The sequence below is a fragment of the Microbacterium pollutisoli genome (genome assembly GCF_053586795.1).
Map to the genome: position 1 here is coordinate 362,395 of NZ_JBNYWT010000002.1, position 16,744 is coordinate 379,138.

The 16,744-nt window shown below is 71.5% G+C and carries 16 protein-coding genes; 9 read left to right on the plus strand and 7 right to left on the minus strand.

Annotation, left to right across the window (positions count from 1 at the left end; translation table 11 throughout):
* Positions 1–2: 2 nt before the first annotated feature.
* On the minus strand, positions 3–470 hold the full coding sequence (rraA, locus tag ACQ143_RS06555; protein WP_449569901.1) for a ribonuclease E activity regulator RraA: 468 nt from the start codon (positions 468–470) through the stop codon (positions 3–5).
* 89 nt (positions 471–559) lie between these two features.
* Complete coding sequence (locus ACQ143_RS06560) at positions 560–2,353, minus strand: glycoside hydrolase family 15 protein (RefSeq protein WP_449569902.1); 1,794 nt, start codon at positions 2,351–2,353, stop codon at positions 560–562.
* 58 nt (positions 2,354–2,411) lie between these two features.
* On the opposite strand from ACQ143_RS06560, the gene ACQ143_RS06565 reads away from it, so the two are divergent.
* Entirely contained in the window at positions 2,412–3,776 is a 1,365-nt protein-coding gene (locus tag ACQ143_RS06565) for a glucose-6-phosphate dehydrogenase (protein ID WP_449569903.1), read from the plus strand.
* A gap of 41 nt (positions 3,777–3,817) precedes the next feature.
* Here the strand turns inward: ACQ143_RS06565 and ACQ143_RS06570 are convergent, their stop codons facing one another.
* Positions 3,818–6,022 carry an ATP-dependent Clp protease ATP-binding subunit gene (locus tag ACQ143_RS06570; RefSeq protein WP_449569904.1) on the minus strand — a complete coding sequence of 735 codons (2,205 nt, stop codon included), beginning with the start codon at positions 6,020–6,022 and terminating at the stop codon, positions 3,818–3,820.
* Between the two features lie 249 nt (positions 6,023–6,271).
* Between ACQ143_RS06570 and ACQ143_RS06575 the strand changes: the two genes are divergently transcribed.
* The 3 genes from ACQ143_RS06575 (at position 6,272) to ACQ143_RS06585 (ending at position 9,141) form a co-directional block, all read left to right on the plus strand.
* Positions 6,272–7,432 (plus strand): LuxR family transcriptional regulator, encoded by a 1,161-nt coding sequence (locus tag ACQ143_RS06575; RefSeq protein WP_449569905.1) that lies wholly within the window; start codon positions 6,272–6,274, stop codon positions 7,430–7,432.
* Positions 7,433–7,441: 9 nt separating this feature from the next.
* Positions 7,442–7,888, plus strand: coding sequence for a helix-turn-helix domain-containing protein (locus ACQ143_RS06580; RefSeq protein WP_449569906.1), 447 nt, complete (start codon positions 7,442–7,444; stop codon positions 7,886–7,888).
* Positions 7,889–8,028: 140 nt separating this feature from the next.
* Complete coding sequence (locus ACQ143_RS06585; protein WP_449569907.1) at positions 8,029–9,141, plus strand: class I SAM-dependent methyltransferase; 1,113 nt, start codon at positions 8,029–8,031, stop codon at positions 9,139–9,141.
* Positions 9,142–9,307: 166 nt separating this feature from the next.
* On the opposite strand, the gene ACQ143_RS06590 is transcribed toward ACQ143_RS06585, so the two are convergent.
* The 3 genes from ACQ143_RS06590 to ACQ143_RS06600 all read right to left on the minus strand — a co-directional run bounded on the left by ACQ143_RS06590 (position 9,308) and on the right by ACQ143_RS06600 (position 12,834).
* Positions 9,308–10,273 (minus strand): GlxA family transcriptional regulator, encoded by a 966-nt coding sequence (locus ACQ143_RS06590; protein ID WP_449569908.1) that lies wholly within the window; start codon positions 10,271–10,273, stop codon positions 9,308–9,310.
* Positions 10,274–10,510: 237 nt separating this feature from the next.
* Positions 10,511–11,605, minus strand: coding sequence for a glycosyltransferase family 4 protein (locus ACQ143_RS06595; protein ID WP_449569909.1), 1,095 nt, complete (start codon positions 11,603–11,605; stop codon positions 10,511–10,513).
* 2 nt (positions 11,606–11,607) lie between these two features.
* A complete protein-coding gene (locus tag ACQ143_RS06600) occupies positions 11,608–12,834 on the minus strand; it encodes a glycosyltransferase (RefSeq protein ID WP_449569910.1) in 1,227 nt (408 codons plus the stop codon).
* Between the two features lie 153 nt (positions 12,835–12,987).
* Between ACQ143_RS06600 and ACQ143_RS06605 the strand changes: the two genes are divergently transcribed.
* The 5 genes from ACQ143_RS06605 (at position 12,988) to ACQ143_RS06625 (ending at position 16,248) form a co-directional block, all read left to right on the plus strand.
* Complete coding sequence (locus tag ACQ143_RS06605; RefSeq protein WP_449569911.1) at positions 12,988–13,581, plus strand: hypothetical protein; 594 nt, start codon at positions 12,988–12,990, stop codon at positions 13,579–13,581.
* Between the two features lie 115 nt (positions 13,582–13,696).
* Complete coding sequence (locus ACQ143_RS06610) at positions 13,697–14,440, plus strand: SDR family oxidoreductase (protein WP_449569912.1); 744 nt, start codon at positions 13,697–13,699, stop codon at positions 14,438–14,440.
* A gap of 35 nt (positions 14,441–14,475) precedes the next feature.
* On the plus strand, positions 14,476–15,057 hold the full coding sequence (locus ACQ143_RS06615; protein WP_449569913.1) for a TetR/AcrR family transcriptional regulator: 582 nt from the start codon (positions 14,476–14,478) through the stop codon (positions 15,055–15,057).
* Positions 15,058–15,067: 10 nt separating this feature from the next.
* Positions 15,068–16,048, plus strand: coding sequence for an NADPH:quinone oxidoreductase family protein (locus tag ACQ143_RS06620; RefSeq protein ID WP_449569914.1), 981 nt, complete (start codon positions 15,068–15,070; stop codon positions 16,046–16,048).
* Between the two features lie 32 nt (positions 16,049–16,080).
* A complete protein-coding gene (locus ACQ143_RS06625; protein WP_449570142.1) occupies positions 16,081–16,248 on the plus strand; it encodes an SDR family NAD(P)-dependent oxidoreductase in 168 nt (55 codons plus the stop codon).
* Here ACQ143_RS06625 and ACQ143_RS06630 read toward each other — a convergent pair.
* Positions 16,190–16,642 carry an SRPBCC domain-containing protein gene (locus ACQ143_RS06630; RefSeq protein WP_449569915.1) on the minus strand — a complete coding sequence of 151 codons (453 nt, stop codon included), beginning with the start codon at positions 16,640–16,642 and terminating at the stop codon, positions 16,190–16,192. The two genes, ACQ143_RS06625 and ACQ143_RS06630, sit on opposite strands and share 59 nt — an antisense overlap.
* Positions 16,643–16,744: the final 102 nt, after the last annotated feature.

Below are 16,744 nucleotides of genomic sequence, written 5' to 3' on the forward strand. Positions count from 1 at the left end.
GCTCAGCGCTCGACGAGCACGCCGTCGGCGTCGGCCCACACGTGCCGCCCGGGCGTGAATACCACGCCGGCGATCTCGACGGGCACGTCGACCTCGCCGACACCCTCCTTCGCGCTCTTGCGCGGGTTCGACCCGAGCGCCTTCACCCCGAGCGGCAGGTCGCCGATGGCCACCCGGTCGCGGATCGCCCCGTGCACGATGATGCCGGCCCATCCGTTCGCGACGGCGGACGCCGCGATGATGTCGCCGACCAGCGCCGATTCGAGCGACCCGCCGCCGTCGATCACGAGCACGGCGCCGGCCCCCGGCGTGGCGAGCGTCGCCTTCACGAGCGCGTTGTCACGGTGGCAGCGGATGGTGCGGATCGGACCGTCGAACGTCGTGCGCCCGCCGAGGTCGTGCAGTTGGAGCGACAGTGAGTCCAGCTGGTCGCCGCGTTCGTCGTACAGGTCGGCTGTCGCGATGCTCATACCCGCAACGCTAGACCCGTGCCGGTGCGGGCACACCGGCATCCGCTCGAGAAGATCAGCCGGTCTTCCGCAGGCGAGAAAGCCCGGCGTCACCGCCGGCGCGACGTGCCCTCGGGGCGCCCGGCGAGGGCGTCGGCGGCGCGGACGAGAGCCAGGTGCGAGAACGCCTGCGGGGTGTTGCCGACGTGGCGGCGGTGCGCGACGTCGTACTCCTCAGACAGCAGCCCCACGTCGTTGACCAGATCGCACAGCCGGGCCATGAGTGCGGCCGCGTCGGCGTCGCGACCGGTGGCGGCGTACTGCTCGACAAGCCAGAACGAGCAGGCCAGGAACGGATGCTCGTCGCCGGCCAGCCCGTCGACCCCGGTCTCGGTGCGATAGCGCAGCAGCAGCCCGTCACGCATGAGCTCACGCTCGATCGCATCGACGGTCGCCAGCATCCGCGGATCGTCGTGCGCGCAGTAGCCGACCTCCGGCAGCAGGAGCAGCGACGCGTCGAGCGCGTCGGACCCGTAGTACTGCACGAAGTGGCCGCGCTCGGGGTGCACACCGTGGGTGTCGATCTCGGTGCGCAGGTGATCGCGCCACCGGATCCAGGTGTCGACGTCGCCCGCCAGCCCCGACTCGGTCACCGCGCGCACGCCGCAGTCGAGCGCGGCCCACATCATGACCCGCGAGTGGGTGAACCGCTGGGGCTCGCCGCGGATCTCCCACAGGCCGTGGTCGAGTTCGTCGATCGTGGCGATGACCCGGTCGATGAGCGCGCGTTGCAGCGGCCAGGAGAAGGTCGTCTCCTCGAGCCCCGCAGCGCGGGCGGCTTCGAGGGCGAGCAGCACTTCGCCGAGCACATCGCCCTGGAACTGCGACACGGCGCCGTTGCCGATGCGCACGGGCCGCGAGTCGGCGTAGCCGGGCAGGCTCTCGATCGTGCGCTCGGTGAGGTCACGCTCGCCGGCCAGGCCGTACATGATCTGCACGTCGGCGGAGTCGCCGGCCACCGCCCGCAGCAGCCAGCCCCGCCAGTTCTCGACCACGCCGAGGAAGCCGTGTCCGATGAGCGCTTCGAGCGTCAGCGCGGCGTCACGCAGCCACACGTAGCGGTAGTCCCAGTTGCGCTCCCCGCCGAACTCCTCGGGCAGAGACGTGGTGGCGGCGGCCACGATGCCCCCGGTGTCCGCGTGGCTGAGTGCGCACAGCACGAGCAGCGAGCGCACGACGGTGTCGTGGTGCGGCCCGGTGTGCTCGATGCGGTCGGCCCATTCCTGCCACCACGCCGTCGTCGCTTCGCGCGCCGCTTCGACGTCGAGGGGTGCCGGTACCGGCAGGTGCGAGGGGAACCAGGTCATCGTGAGGTCGATCACCTCGCCGGCGTCGACCGTGATCGCGCCGCGGTGGCTGTGGCCGTCGGCGCGCAGCGGGGCGCCGCGCACCACGGCCGCGCCCGGCCCGAGCACCGCCAGCAGAGCGGGCCCGTCGGGCTCGGTGACCTTGCGCACCCATGGGATGCCGCGGGCGTAGTCGAACCGGAGCCACAGCCGGGTCTCGAACTCCACCGTCCCGGACACCCCGACGATGCGGCGTACCACGTCGGTGCGACCGCCGTCCAGCGGCATGAAGTCGTGCACCTCGGCCACGCCCTGCTCGGTGGTCCACCGCGTGATGAGCACGAAGGTGTCGCCGTCGTAGCGGCGGGTGACTGCGGCATCCACATCGCTCGGGCACAGCTGCCAGCGGCCGTGGTTCTCGTCGCCCAGCAGCGCGCCGAACACGGACGGCGAGTCGTAGCGGGGCAGGCACAGCCAGTCGATGTCACCGGCGCGGGACACCAGCGCCGCCGTCCGCCTGTTGCTGAGCAGGGCATAGTCCTCGATCGGCGCGGGCATGCCCTCCATGGTGGCAAACCCCCTGTCTGATGTGAACCCACCGGGTTACGTTGAAGAGATGACCGGCGAAACCACGCTCGTGATCCTCGGCGCGTCGGGCGACCTCACCTCGCGCCTGCTCCTCCCGGCCCTCGGGCAGCTGCTCGAGCGAGAACCCGGCCGCCGACTCCGCCTGCACGGCGCGGCGACCCAAGACTGGAGCGACGACCGGTGGCAGCAGGTGGTGCGCACCGCCTTCGCCTCGGTCGGTGCCGAGGCGGCCCTCGCGCGGGTGGGTGAGATGACCTACCGGCGCGCCGACATCACCGCCGCCGACGAGCTCGCGGCGGTGCTGAAGGATGCCGGGGACCGGCCGATCCTGTACTTCGCGGTGCCGCCGGCGGTCACCGCGCGGGCGTGCGCCGCGCTGACCGGCATCCCGGTGCCGGAGCAGACCCTGCTGGCCCTGGAGAAGCCGTTCGGCGACGACGAGGACAGCGCCCGCGCCCTGAACGCGCTGCTGACGCAGATCGTGCCCGAGGAACAGGTGTTCCGCATCGACCACTTCCTGGGCCGGTCGACGGTGCTGAACCTGCTCGGCGCCCGGTTCGCGAACCGCGTGCTCGAACCGGTCTGGTCGGCCGAGCACATCGAATCGGTCGTGATCCGCTACGACGAGACCCTGGGCCTGGAGGGACGGGCGGGCTATTACGACCACGCCGGCGCCCTCGTCGATATGCTGCAGAGCCACCTGCTGCAGGTCATGGCGGTGCTCGCGATGGAGCCGCCCGCGACCCTCGGCGAACGCGATCTGCGCGACGCCCGCTGCGCGGTGCTGCGTGCCACGCGCCTGTGGCAGGACGACCCGGTCGTCGCGTCACGCCGGGCCCGCTACACGGCGGGGGTCGTGGAAGGCGCCGCCGTGCCGAGCTACGTGGACGAGCCCGGGGTCGATCCGGAGCGCCGGACCGAGACGCTGGCCGAGATGACCTGCGAGATCCGTTCGGCCCGGTGGGCCGGGGTGCCGTTCACGCTGCGTTCGGGCAAGGCGATCGGCGCGCGCCACACCGAGATCGTGGTGCGGTTCCGCCCGGTGCGTCACCTGCCCGACGGCTTCGGCGGATCGGCCGAAGGGTCGGTGCTGCGTTTCACCCTCGGCCCCGATGAGATGTCGCTCGAGCTGAACATCAACGGCCCCGGCGACCCGCTGCGCCTCGACCGGGCGGCGCTGGTCGCGAAGCTGGGCGAGGGGCAGCTGCTGGCCTACGGTGAGGTGCTGTCGGGGATCCTCGACGGCGACGCCGCCCTGGCCGTGCGCGGGGATGCCGCGGAGGAGAGCTGGCGGATCGTCCAGCCCGTGCTCGACGCGTGGCGGCGCGGCGACGTGCCGATGGACGAGTATCCGGCCGGGTCGGGCGGGCCGGCGCACTGGGCGCCGCTGTGAGGTGGGCGGCCGGGCCCGCACGCGCCCGGCCGCTCACTCGGCTACTCGTCGAGCAGCTCGGCCTCGATGACCTCGTCGTCCTCCGCCGGCGGCGGAGCACTGACGCTCGTGAGCACCAGTTGGGAGCCGTCGGCGGCGACATCGACCCGCACCACGTCGCCGTCGCGCACACCGCCCGACAGCAGCGCCATCGCCAGCCGGTCCTGGATCTCGGTCTGGATGAGCCGGCGCAGCGGCCGCGCCCCGAACAGCGGGTCGTAGCCGCGCTCGGCCAGCCACGCCCGGGCGTCGGGGGTGACGGCCAGAGTGAGGCGCCGCTCGTGCAGCCGGCGCTGCAGCGCATCGACCGACAGTTCGACGATCTGCGCGAGATCGCTCTCGCTCAGCGCCTGGAACATCACGATGTCGTCGAGCCGGTTGAGGAACTCCGGGCGGAACGCCTGGCGCACGAGCGCCATGACCTGCTCGCGGCGGGCCTCGTTCGACAGCATGGGGTCGATGAGGATGGGCGAGCCCAGGTTGCTGGTGAGCACGAGGATCGTGTGGGTGAAGTCGACGGTGCGACCCTGCCCGTCGGTGAGACGTCCGTCATCCAGCACCTGCAGGAGGATGTCGAACACCTCCGGGTGAGCCTTCTCGACCTCGTCGAGCAGCACGACCGAGTAGGGCCGGCGCCGCACGGCCTCGGTGAGCTGTCCGCCCTGCTCGAACCCGATGTAGCCGGGAGGTGCGCCCACGAGCCGCGCGACCGAGTGCTTCTCGCCGTACTCGCTCATGTCGATGCGCACCATGGCGCGCTCGTCGTCGAAGAGGAATTCGGCCAGCGCCTTGGCCAGCTCGGTCTTGCCGACGCCGGTCGGGCCGAGGAACAGGAATGAACCGGTGGGCCGGTGGGGGTCGCTGATGCCCGCGCGCGAGCGGCGCACGGCGTCGGACACGGCCTTCACCGCCTCCTTCTGACCGATGAGCCGCTTGCCGAGCTCGGCCTCGAGGTGCACGAGCTTCTCGGACTCGCCCTGCAGCAGACGCCCGAGGGGGATGCCGGTCCACGCGGAGATGACGGCGGCGATGTCCTCCTCGGTGACCTGCTCGTTGACCATGCGGTCTTCGGCCGGGTCGGCCTCGGCGCGCTCGGCGGCGGCGACCTCCTGCTCGAGCCGCTTGATGGTCTCGTACTCGAGCTTCGACGCCCGCGCGTAGTCGGCCTCGCGGAGGGCCCGGTCACGTTCGGTGTAGGCCTGGTCGAGCTGCTTCTTCAGCTCACCGACCCGGTTGAGGCCGGCGCGCTCCCGCTCCCACCGCGCTTCGAGGACCTGCAGCTCTGCGTTGGCGGCATCCATCTGCTCGCGCAGGGCCGCGAGGCGCTCCTTCGACGCGTCGTCCTTCTCCTTCTTGAGCGCGAGCTCTTCCAGGCGCATGCGGTCGACCTGCCGGCGGAGCTGGTCGATCTCGACCGGGCTCGAGTCGATCTCCATCTTTAACCGGCTCATGGCCTCGTCGATCAGGTCGATCGCCTTGTCCGGCAGCTGCCGCGACGGGATGTACCGGTTCGACAACGACGCGGCGGCCACCAGGGCGCTGTCGCTGATAGTCACCCCGTGGTGCGCTTCGTAGCGACCCTTCAGCCCGCGCAGAATCGCGATGGTGTCTTCGACGCTGGGCTCGCCGACGTACACCTGCTGGAAGCGGCGCTCCAGCGCGGCATCCTTCTCGATGAACTCGCGGTACTCGTCGAGCGTGGTGGCGCCGATGAGGCGCAACTCGCCGCGGGCCAGCATGGGCTTGAGCATGTTGGACGCCGCGACCGACCCTTCGCCGCCGCCGGCCCCCATGAGGGTGTGCAGCTCGTCGATGAAGGTGATGATGCGGCCTTCGGACTCGGTGATCTCCTTGAGCACGCTCTTGAGCCGCTCCTCGAACTGGCCGCGGTACATGGCACCGGCCACGAGCGCGGAGATGTCGAGGGCGATGAGCTCCTTGTTCTTGAGCGACTCGGCGACGTCGCCGGCCACGATGCGCTGCGCGAGGCCCTCGACGACGGCGGTCTTGCCGACGCCGGGCTCGCCGATCAGCACCGGGTTGTTCTTCGTGCGACGGGTCAGCACCTGGCTGACGCGGCGGATCTCACTGTCGCGACCGATGACCGGGTCGAGCCCGCCCTGCCGCGCGCGGTCGGTGAGGTTGATGCCGAACTGCTCGAGGGCGCTGGACTGCTCCTCCTGCCCCGGCGTGGGTTGTGCGTTCATGTGCTCTCCTGGAAGTCTGTCGGCCAAAGTTGAGCCGTCGTGACTCAACTTTATCAGCGGGTGGATGCCAGGGCAATTCCTCCCGCCTGCTGCACCCGCGCGCTTACGCGAGCCGCCCTTATCACTCACGCGAGCCGCCCAGCTCTGTACGAGCCGCCCACTTCTGGACGGCACAGAGCTGGGCGGCTCGTACGGACGTAGGCGGCTCGCACCCTCGCCGTCGCCGCCGCGCGGCGGTACCCTGTGCGCATGCCCGACGTGGGGACGGTGGTCGAGTCGGGCCGTCGGGCGTTCGCGGCGGCGGACTTCGGTGCGGCCTTCGAGCTGCTGGGCCCCGTCCGCGACGATCTGGAGGTCGACGACCTCACGCTGCTGGCCCGGTCGGCCTGGTTCCTGTCCCGCGTGCCCGACAGCATCGAGCTGTTCGAAGAGGTGTTCCGGCGTCAGAGCGCCGAGCCGGAGCCCGGCGCGGGCGCGGACACCGCCCTGCTGCTGGCGCTGCTGTGGTTCGCGCGCGGCGAGCTGACCATCATGTCCGGCTGGATGAGTCGGGCCCGCCGCCGGCTCGACCCCCTGCCCGACAGCCCCAGCCACGGCTACCTCGCGTACCTCGACGGCATGACCGAGGTGATGATCCACGGCACAGCGGCGGCCGACAGCATCGCCCGGCTGCACGACCTGGCCACCCGCCTGCGCGACCCGGCCGTCGAGGCGTTCGACCTCACCGTGTCGGGCGTGGCCGATCTGCGCCACGGCGATGTTGCCCGCGGGTTCGCGCGACTCGACGAGGCCATGCTGACGGTGATCGGCGGACAGGTACGGCCCGAATGGGGTGGGGACATCTACTGCACCGTGATCCACGTCTGCCACGAGCTGGCGGACTTTCCGCGGATGGCGGATTGGACCCGGGCCACCGAGCAGTGGTGTGCCCGGTTCGCGAGCGAGGCGGTGTATCCGGGCATCTGCCGCGTGCACCGGCTGGAACTGCGCGGCGTCCACGGCGACTGGGCGGGCGTCGAAGCGCAGCTCGCCGCCGAGAGTGCCGCGCTGCGGGAGCGCAACGACTGGGTCGCGGGCGAGGGCTTCTATCAACTGGGCGAGCTGCGCCGGCGGCGCGGCGATCACGCGGGCGCCCGCGAGTCCTACGGCGCCGCCCGTGAGCTCGGTATCGATCCCCAGCCGGGTGAGGCGCTGCTGCTGTTGGCCGAGCAGAACGGCGAGGCGGCCTGGGCGGCACTCACGGCGTCGCTGGGGCACCGCGATCTGCTCGCGCGCGTCCGGCTGCTGCGCGCCGGCGTCCAGATCGGCCTCACGACCGGTCGCACGACCGCGGCGCGCGCGTTGTGCCGCGAACTGGGCGCGGCGGCGAGCGCATACGGCAGCACGGGATTCGCCGCGTGGGCCGCGTAGGCCGAAGGGTTGTGCGCCCTCGACGAGGGCCGCCTCGCCGACGCGCGTGCCGACCTGCAGCGGGCCGCCGAGATCTTCGGCCGCGACCGCCAGCCGTACGAGCGTGCGCAGACGTTGCAGCAGCTGGCCGACGCCCACGAGCGCAGTGGTGATCGAGTATTGGCCGAGCGCGCCCGCGACGAGGCGGCGGCGATCCTCGACCGGCTGGGCGTGCGCACCCCCGGCCCGGCGGGCGAGGGAGAGACCGCAGACGTCGGGCCGCTCACGGGCCGGGAAGCCGAGGTGCTGGCATGCGTGGCATCCGGCGCGGCGAACCGCGAGGTGGCCGCGCAGCTGTTCATCAGCGAGAAGACGGTGGGCCGGCATTTGGCCAACATCTACGGGAAGCTCGGCGTGACCAGCCGCACCGCGGCCGCCGCCTGGTGGCTCGCCCGAGGCGCTTCGCCGCCGCGGTGAGGGTGGATGCCGGGTCTGCACCATCTGATGCATCCGACCCGCCGATCTGCATGATGCGCCCGACGCGGCGGCGGATGTGTCCGACATACCGTCGTTCCACGCCGCGCGACGACTGCGCGGTCGGAAACGGAGAACGACACATGACCACCACCATCGACACCCCGGTCCTCACCGGCCGTGAGCCGAGCCCGGACGGGGCGGCGTTCGCCGATCGCATCGCTCAGGCACTGCTGGGCTGGGCGGAGTTGAATGCGATGTACCTCGGTGATCGGCTCGGCTGGTACCGCAGCCTCGCCGAGCAGGGCCCGGCCAATGCGGCCGAACTCGCTGAGCGCACCGCCACCTCGCCGCGCTATGCGCGCGAGTGGCTGGAGCAGCAGGCGGTGACCGGCATCCTCATCGCCGACGACACCCCCGACGCCGCCCGGCGCCGCTTCGCCCTGCCAGTCGGCGCCGCCGAGGCGCTCGTCAACGAGCACAGCCTCGCCTACACCGGCCCGCTCGCGCGGATGGCCGGCGCCGTCGGCGCGCAACTGCCCGCGCTCGTCGAGGCGTATCGCACCGGAGGCGGCGTGAGCTGGCAGCAGTTCGGCCGGGACGCGCGCGAGGCCCAGGCCGCGGCCAACCGGCCCTGGTACGCCCGCCTGCCCCAGGTGTTCGGGCAGGTCGAGCACATCCACGCGGTGCTGAACCGACCCGACGCACGCGTGGCCGATGTCGGCGTCGGCGGGGGCTGGTCGGCGATCTCGCTCGCCTTGGGGTATCCGCACCTGCGGGTCGACGGGTTCGATGTCGACGCCCCCTCGGTGGCGCTCGCCCGTGCCAACGCGCGGGCGGCCGGGGTCGACGACCGGGTGCACTTCCACCTCGCCGACGGTGACGCGCTCGCCCGCTACGCGCCCTTCGACGCCGTGTTCGCCTTCGAATGCGTGCACGACATGTCCCACCCGGTCGATGTGCTGCATGCGATGCGCCAGGCCGTGGGCGACGACGGCGTCGTCGTGATCATGGACGAAGCCGTCGGCGAGAGCTTCGGCGCCCCCGGCGCGGACCTCGATCCGCTCATGTACGCGTACAGCCTGTTCGTCTGCCTGCCCGACGGCATGAGCGATCAGCCCAGCGCCGCGACCGGCACGGTGATGCGGCCCGGCATCCTGCGGGAGTATGCGCAGGCGGCAGGATTCGACGACATCGCGAACCTGCCTATCGAAGGCTTCAGCGTGTTCCGGTTCTACGAGCTCACCTTCGGCTGACCTGCTGCCCCGGCGCTCTCGCGCTCTCGCGAGCCCGCCCTCGCACGAACCGCCCAGCTCTGTACGAGCCGCCCACTTCTGGACGGCACAGAGCTGGGCGGTTCGTACGAACGTAGGCGGCTCGCGGGGCGGTGTGTGGAGGCAGGGGCGGGCGGTGAGGCGCGCGTCAGGAGGCCATGGCCGTGGGGCAGGCGAAGCGCGCGCGGTAAGCGGTCGGCGTCGTGCCCAGGGTGCGGCTGAAGTTCTGACGCAGCACGGCGGCCGAACCGAATCCGCACTCGTAGGCGATGGCATCCAGCCCCAGATCGGTCTGTTCGAGCAGCCGCTGCGCCTGGATGAGGCGCTGTCGCCCGAGCCACGCCGCCGGCGTCGTGCCCAGGTCGGCCTTGAAGCGGCGCGCGAACGTGCGCGGCGACATATGGGCGCGCGCGGCGAGCTGGTCGACGGTGAGGTCCAGCCGGAGGTTGGCGAGCATCCAGTCTGTGACCGGTGCCAGCGAATGCGAGGGCGAGACCGGCAGGGGCGTCGCGATGAACTGCGCCTGTCCCCCGTCGCGCTGCGGCGGGACGACCATGCGCCGCGCGATGGTGTTGGCCATCTCGGCGCCCAGTTCGAGGCGCAGCAGGTGCAGGCAGGCGTCGAGGCCGGCGGCGGTGCCGGCGCTGGTGATGATGCGGCCGTCCTGCACGTAGAGCACGGTGGGGTCGATCTCGACGGCCGGGAACATCCGGGCCATGGCCTCCGCATACTTCCAGTGGGTCGTCGCCTTGCGCCCGTCGAGGACCCCCGCCGCACCCAGCACGAACGATCCGCTGCACACGCTGAGCAGCCAGGCGCCGCGGGTCACGGCCCCACGCACGGCGTCGATGACGCGGGGGTCCACGCGTTCCCAGTGCTCGCGCGGGATCGGCGTGATCACCACGAGGTCGGCCTCGTAGGCGAAGGACAGGTCGAGGTCGACGTTGAGGGAGAAGCCCATCTTCGACGGCACGACGCCGGGGTCGGGGGTGACGACGCGGAAGTCGAAGTTGGGGATGCGGTCGTCGGACCGGTCCAGCCCGAACGCCTCGCAGGCGAGCCCGAACTCGAACGGAGAGAAGCCGGGAAGGACGACGCAGGCGACGGTACGCATGGCAGAAATCATACTCACATGTGCAGTCCTGCCACTAGTGGCGGGATGGAGCTGGGCGTAGCGTTCCTGCCATGTTCCTTCTCATCCTTCTTGCGGCCGTCGCCGTGACCGCCATCGCCGCCACTGTGCGCGCGTGGATCACCGACGACTACCGCGCGGTGCCCACCGATCCGCGCCGCCTGCCCTGAGCCCGCGCCGCCCCCCGAGCGCCACGCGCCAGCGCGCGAGCGCCACACGTCAGCGCACGAGCGAGGCGACCGCGTCGAGCAGGAGGTCCGCCGACCGCGGCCACGTGAACCGCGCGATGTGGGCCTGTCCGGCATCCACGACCCGCGCACGCACCGTCGCATCGTCGAGCGAGCGCACCTGGGCGGCCACGGCGAACGGGTCGTCGGGGTCGACATAGAGCGCGCCGTCGCCGGCGACCTCGCGGAAGATCGGCATGTCGGTGACGACCGCGGGCACCCCGAGCCCCAGGGCCTCCGCCAGCGGCAGCCCGTACCCTTCGTCGCGGCTGGTGGACACCAGCACGGCATTGTCGGCCAGCGCCGCCGCGTATTCGGCGTCGGTGACCCCGTCGTGGAACACCAGGTCGGCGTCCGGGGCGAGGGCGGCCAGCTCGGCACGGCGCTGCGGCGAGATGCGCGAGAGCAGGTGCAGCGTGCGTCCGGGCAGCAGCAGCATCGCCCGCACCAGCGTCTCCACGTTCTTGTACGGCATGAACGAGCCCATGTAGACGAGGTTGCGCACCGGCCCGTCACCGGCGACCGTCACCCCGTCGGGCAGCTGCGCGGCCAGGCGCTGGGGTGCGTTGGGCACGACGATGACCGGCCGCTTGGTGAGACGCACGCGGGCGAACTCGGCCGCGGAGGTCTCGCTCACGGTGGCGACCAGGTCGGCGGCGTTGAGGGTGATCCGCTGCGGCACGTACGACAAGTGGAACAGCCGCCAGCCCAGCCGCACGAGCGCCGGCAGGTCGCGCGGTGGGGTGCGGTGCCGGTAGTAGATCGTGTCGTGCAGCGTCAGGATCAGCCGGTACCGGCGCCCCAGCGCGCCGATGGTCTGCATGGGTGAGAACACCACGTCGGGCCGGTGCCGGTTGAGCACCAGCGCGGTGAACGGCTCGCGCCACGACGTCGGCCCGTGGATCTTCAGCGTCTGCGCGCCGGCCGGCAGCAGCGGCACCTGTGCGTCGTCCCAGATGAGGAACGTCACCTCGACGTCACGCGTGGATGCCGGCTCCGCCACCGCCGCGGCCAGTTCGGCCGAGTACCGGCTGATGCCGTCGTGGAAGTCGGTGCGGATGTAGCGCGCGTCGAAGAACAGCCGCATCGTCAGCTCGGTACGGCCTCGCCGCGATACAGCTTCTCGAACGTGTCGAGGGTGCGTTCGATGTCGTGGATCTCGACGCCGGCGAGCGACGCCTGCTGCATGCGCAGGTACTCCTCGGGGGTCGCGGTGAGCACGCGGCGCAGCTTGTCGGCGAGGTCGTCGGCGTCACCCGGCTCGAACAGGTACCCGTTCTCCCCGTCGTGGACCAGGTGCGGAAGCGCCACGGCGTTCGCCGCGACGACGGGCAGACCCGAGGCCATGGCCTCCATCGTGGCGATCGACTGCAGCTCGGCGACCGATGCGATGGCGAACACGTCCGCACGGGTGTAGGCGGCGCGCAGGTCCTCCTCGGACGTGCGGCCGTGGAAGGTGACACGCTCCTCGAGACCGAGGCGATGCGCGGCCAGCTCCAGGCTGCGGCGCTGGTCACCACCGCCGATGATGTCGAAGTGCAGATCGAGTTCAGGCACGAGCTTGGCGATGGCCTCGAGGGTGACTTCGATGTGTTTCTCGGTCGTGAGCCGACCGACGAACAGCACACGTTTGTGCTCGCGCGGCGTCAGGTCGGGCGTGTAGTTGCGCTTGTCGATGCCGCAGCTGATCGGGATGACGCCGTCGATGTCGATGGTCCGCTCGAGGAACTCGGCGGCCCGACGGGTGGGTGTGGTCACCGCGCGCGACATGCCGAAGGTGCGCTTGGCGTCGTCCCACGCGAGCTTGATGACCACCTTGTCCAGCAGCGGCGGCAGGGTGGTGAAGTCGATGATGTTCTCGGCCATCACGTGGTTGGTCGCGATCACCGGAATGCCGCGCTTGCGGGCGATGCGGGTGAGCCCGCGGCCGATGACGATGTGCGACTGGCTGTGCACGACGTCCGGCTTCACCTCGCGCAGCACGCGGCGGGCGTAGTGCTTGCTCATCCACGGCAGCACGAACCGCAGCCAGTCGTGCGGGTACCAGCGCCAGCCGGGCAGCCGATGCACGGTGAGCGGTTGCCCCTCGATGATCTCGGTGAAGGTGCCGTGCTGCGAGTGCGTGACGCTCGGCGTGACGACATGGACATCGTGGCCGCGCGCGGCCAGACCAGCCGACAGCCGCTCGGCGAAGCGCGCGGCACCGTTCACGTCGGGCGCGAACGTGTCGGCCGCCATGACGATGGTCAGCGGACGCTTCGGCGCGGACCCGGTCGAGGGACCGTGCGCGGGGTCGGGAGTCGCGGGGGAAGTCACGGGATCTGTGGCTGCCAATCTCTGCGTCAGCGGTGCCGCGGATCGCGGCGTACCGGCTGTCGAGTCTACCGGCCACCGGCGCCGCGACCCGGGCGACACGGTCGCCGGGCTCGCCCGGTCCGCTCCCAGCATCCAGCACCTAATCTGGACGGCATGCCCCGACTGCAGGCCGACGCCCCCGCCGACCGCTGGGTTCCGGTGACCGGTTCGCTCGGTTTCCGTGGCCGCCGGCACCGCAAGGCGGCGATCCGCATGCTCATGGGCCAGGCCGGTGCGGCCACCGGCGCCGCTCCGCGTCCAGGGGGCGGGTTCGCCGCCTGGGCGATGAGCCAGGCCGCGCCCCTGCTCATGCGCAAGGCCGACGGCCGCGTGCTGGTGTGGGTCTGGAAGGACGACCCTGCGCTGCTGGTGACGATGGCGCAGATCCAGCAGCTCACACCCCAGCTGCGGACCGCGCGCGCGATGATGCCGATGGAATACGACGACACCGAGTCGTTCCGCAACCCCTACCTGGGCGTGGGTGAGAAACTCGCCATGCCGCTGCCGTCCGAGCCGCGCACGCCGCCGTTCGCGACCTACACGTGGGACACCGGCACCCACCTGGTGACCCTCACCGCGGTGTGCGGCGACCGCGAGCGCTTCGGCACCGTGATCGGCGCCGTCGACGAGCTTGCGCGCACGCTGCGCGTGGTCGACGACGTCGCGGTGGGCGAGCCGCCCACGGTGCTGCGCCTCGACCCGAGCTGACGACCGGGTTCGCCCGGCACCACGTCGGCGCCGCGGGCGCTTCGACCGCCAGACGCGCGCCGCGTCGCTCGTGCTAGACTTCGTACCGACCAGCCGGTATGTGCAAGGAGGCATCATGGCCCTGGGGCGTTTCGATGACACGGTGACCCTCGTCACGGGCGCCAGCCGCGGGATCGGATTCGCGATCGCGCAGCGCTTGATCGCCGAGGGCGGCCAGGTCATCATCACCGGCCGCAAGCAGGAAGCGCTCGACGAGGCGGTCGCCACCCTCGGGCCGGCCGCCTCCGCCGTCGCGGGCCACGCCGACGATGCGGACCACCGCGCCGCCGTGTTCGCGCACATCGAGCAGCACCACGGCCGGCTCCACCATCTCGTCAACAACGCCGGCATCAACCCCGCCTACGGGCCCGCGCTCGACCTCGACCCCGCCGCGGCCCGGAAGATCCTCGACGTCAACGTCATCGCCGGCCTGGAATGGTCCCGCGACGCGGTGCGCGCCGGGCTCGCCGGCGCCATCGTCAACATCGCGTCGATCTCCGGCGTCGCCGCCGCGCCGAACATCTCGTTCTACGGGGTCTCCAAGGCCGCGCTGATCAACCTCACGATGCAGCTCGCCGACGAACTGGCCCCCGGCATCCGTGTCAACGCCGTCGCCCCGGCGGTCGTCAAGACCCGCTTCGCCCGTGCCCTGTACGAGGGGCACGAGCAGGAGGTCGCCGCGGCCTACCCGCTGCGGCGGCTGGGCGAACCGGCTGACGTGGCCGGGCCCGTGGCGTTCCTGCTGTCACCGGATGCCGCGTGGATCACCGGCCAGACGATCCTCATCGACGGCGGCGCGTCGATCCGGCCGATCGGCTGACGGTCCGGCGGTCCCCCACGCGCGAAGATGGACGCATGAAGCAGACCAGTGTCGCCGATGAGGTCACCCGCGCAGCCGTGGAGCTGTTCGCCAGCCAGGGCTACGCCAATACGAGCGTGCAGCAGATCGTCGAGGCAGCCGGCGTCACCAAGGGCGCGATGTACCACTACTTCCAGTCGAAGGATGACCTGCTGTTCGGCATCTACGACCGGCTGCTGTCGCTGCAGAAGCGCCGGCTCGATGAGATCGTGGCCGCCGGTGGTGACAGCATCGAGGCGGTGCTGCGCACCGCCTGCATCGACGTCATCGAGACGTCGATCGCCTATCTCGCCGAAGGCACCGTGTACTTCCGCAGCGCACACATGCTGTCCGCGCCGCGCCAGCAGGAGGTCACCCGGCGCCGCCGCGAGTACCACGACACCTTCGCGGCGCTGCTCGAACGGGGCCAGCGGGAGGGAGTGTTCCGCACCGATGTCCCGGTGCCGCTGCTGATCGCGCACTTCTTCAGCGACGTGCACTATCTGTCGCAGTGGTACTCGCCCAGCGGGCCCGAGTCGGCATCCCAGGTCGCCGCCCAGCTCACCGATCTCTACCTCACCGGCATCCGCACAACCTGAGGAGCACCGCATGCGCGCATGGCACGTCACCGCCCACGGAGAGCCCCGCGAGGTCCTCTCCCTCGTCGAGACGGACGATCCGGTGGCCGGGCCCGGCGAGGTGCTGGTGCGCGTGGCGGCCGTGGCCGCGAACTTCCCCGATGTGCTGCTGTGCCGCGGGCAGTATCAGGTCAAGCCCGAGCTGCCCTTCACCCCCGGCGTCGAGTTCGCCGGCACCGTCGTCGCACTCGGCGACGGTGTCACCGGGTTCGAGATCGGCCAGCGGGTCGTGGGCGGGATGATCGGGGTGCTCAGCGAGCTTGCCGCCGTCCCGGCGCGCGACGTGCACCCCACCCCTGCCGCGCTCAGCGACGCGGAGGCCGCCGGCCTCATGGTCGCCTATCAGACGGCGTACTTCGCGCTGCACCGCCGCGCCCGGCTGCAGGCCGGCGAATGGCTGCTCGTGCACGCGGCCGCCGGCGGAGTGGGCGCGGCCACCGTGCAGCTGGGTGTCGCCGCGGGGGCACGGGTGATCGCCGTCGTGGGATCCGAGGCCAAGGCCGCCGTCGCGCGCGAGGCCGGCGCGGAGGAGGTGCTGATCCGCGGCGTCGACGACCTGCCGGCGCGCGTCAAGCAGATCACCGGCGGCCACGGCGCTGACGTGGTGTTCGATCCCGTCGGCGGCACGGCGTTCGACGCGTCGACGCGGTGCATCGCCTTCGAGGGGCGCATCGTAGTGATCGGGTTCGCCAGCGGCGAGATCCCCCAGCTGAAGACGAACATCGCCCTCGTGAAGAACTTCGCGGTGCTGGGCCTGTACTGGGGACTGTATTCGGAGCGGCGTCCCGACCTCGTGATCGAGGCGCACGAGGCCCTCACGGACCTGGCCGCATCGGGCGCGATCCGGCCCGTGGTCGATGAGGTCGTGCCGTTCGAGAAGGCCCCCGACGCGATCGAGAAGCTCGCCCGCGGCACCACCGTCGGGCGGGTCGTGATCGAGGTCGGGGCGTGACCGGCGCCTCGGGTGACGGCAGCGGCGGCCAGGTGGCCGGCAAGACCGCGCTGATCACCGGCGGCGCACGCGGCCTCGGCGCGGCCTACGTGCGCGCGCTGCACGCCGAAGGCGCCCGGGTGGTGCCGTGTGTGCAGTGCCCTACTCGCCGGATTCGGCGAGTTCGGCGAACCGGCCGAGCAGGTGCGGCCACTCGCTGAACTTGGCTCGACTGCGCGCGTTGCCCGCATTCCACCCGCCGTGGGTCAGGGTGACGAGGGTGCCGGCATCCGACCGCGCGAAGTCCACCGCCACGCGGGTCGGGTGCGAATGCGGCAGCGCGAGATGGAACGACATCACGAACCGCTCCCCCGTCTCCCACTCGCGCACGGTGCCGATCGGGATGTCCTCACCGTCGTGGCGCAGCGCGACCTCGCCGCCTTCGACCTCTTCGATGTCAGCGCCCTCGTAGGTGTCGGGATCGGGGGTCAGCCGCGGATCCCACCATTCGCCGAAGCGCTCGGTGAACACCTCGAACGCGTGCACGGGGTCGACCGCGACCTCTCGTGTGACGACGATCGGCGCGGTCGCGCGGTCGGTGTTCGCTGCGGTCATCGGCTCGGTCCTTCTCAGCGGTCAGGGCACAGTCTGCTCTCCCTGTCGGCGGGATGCCAGAGGGGTACCTCGCGGCCCTCGCACGGCCGGCCACGGATCGGC

Excerpts from the sequence above, each read along its gene's own strand:
- rraA (WP_449569901.1), bottom strand. The coding sequence starts at position 470 with ATGAGCATCGCGACAGCCGACCTGTACGACGAACGCGGCGACCAGCTG.
- ACQ143_RS06560 (WP_449569902.1), bottom strand. The coding sequence starts at position 2,353 with ATGCCCGCGCCGATCGAGGACTATGCCCTGCTCAGCAACAGGCGGACG.
- ACQ143_RS06565 (WP_449569903.1), top strand. The coding sequence starts at position 2,412 with ATGACCGGCGAAACCACGCTCGTGATCCTCGGCGCGTCGGGCGACCTC.
- ACQ143_RS06570 (WP_449569904.1), bottom strand. The coding sequence starts at position 6,022 with ATGAACGCACAACCCACGCCGGGGCAGGAGGAGCAGTCCAGCGCCCTC.
- ACQ143_RS06575 (WP_449569905.1), top strand. The coding sequence starts at position 6,272 with ATGCCCGACGTGGGGACGGTGGTCGAGTCGGGCCGTCGGGCGTTCGCG.
- ACQ143_RS06585 (WP_449569907.1), top strand. The coding sequence starts at position 8,029 with ATGACCACCACCATCGACACCCCGGTCCTCACCGGCCGTGAGCCGAGC.
- ACQ143_RS06590 (WP_449569908.1), bottom strand. The coding sequence starts at position 10,273 with ATGCGTACCGTCGCCTGCGTCGTCCTTCCCGGCTTCTCTCCGTTCGAG.
- ACQ143_RS06595 (WP_449569909.1), bottom strand. The coding sequence starts at position 11,605 with ATGCGGCTGTTCTTCGACGCGCGCTACATCCGCACCGACTTCCACGAC.
- ACQ143_RS06605 (WP_449569911.1), top strand. The coding sequence starts at position 12,988 with ATGCCCCGACTGCAGGCCGACGCCCCCGCCGACCGCTGGGTTCCGGTG.
- ACQ143_RS06610 (WP_449569912.1), top strand. The coding sequence starts at position 13,697 with ATGGCCCTGGGGCGTTTCGATGACACGGTGACCCTCGTCACGGGCGCC.
- ACQ143_RS06615 (WP_449569913.1), top strand. The coding sequence starts at position 14,476 with ATGAAGCAGACCAGTGTCGCCGATGAGGTCACCCGCGCAGCCGTGGAG.
- ACQ143_RS06620 (WP_449569914.1), top strand. The coding sequence starts at position 15,068 with ATGCGCGCATGGCACGTCACCGCCCACGGAGAGCCCCGCGAGGTCCTC.
- ACQ143_RS06630 (WP_449569915.1), bottom strand. The coding sequence starts at position 16,642 with ATGACCGCAGCGAACACCGACCGCGCGACCGCGCCGATCGTCGTCACA.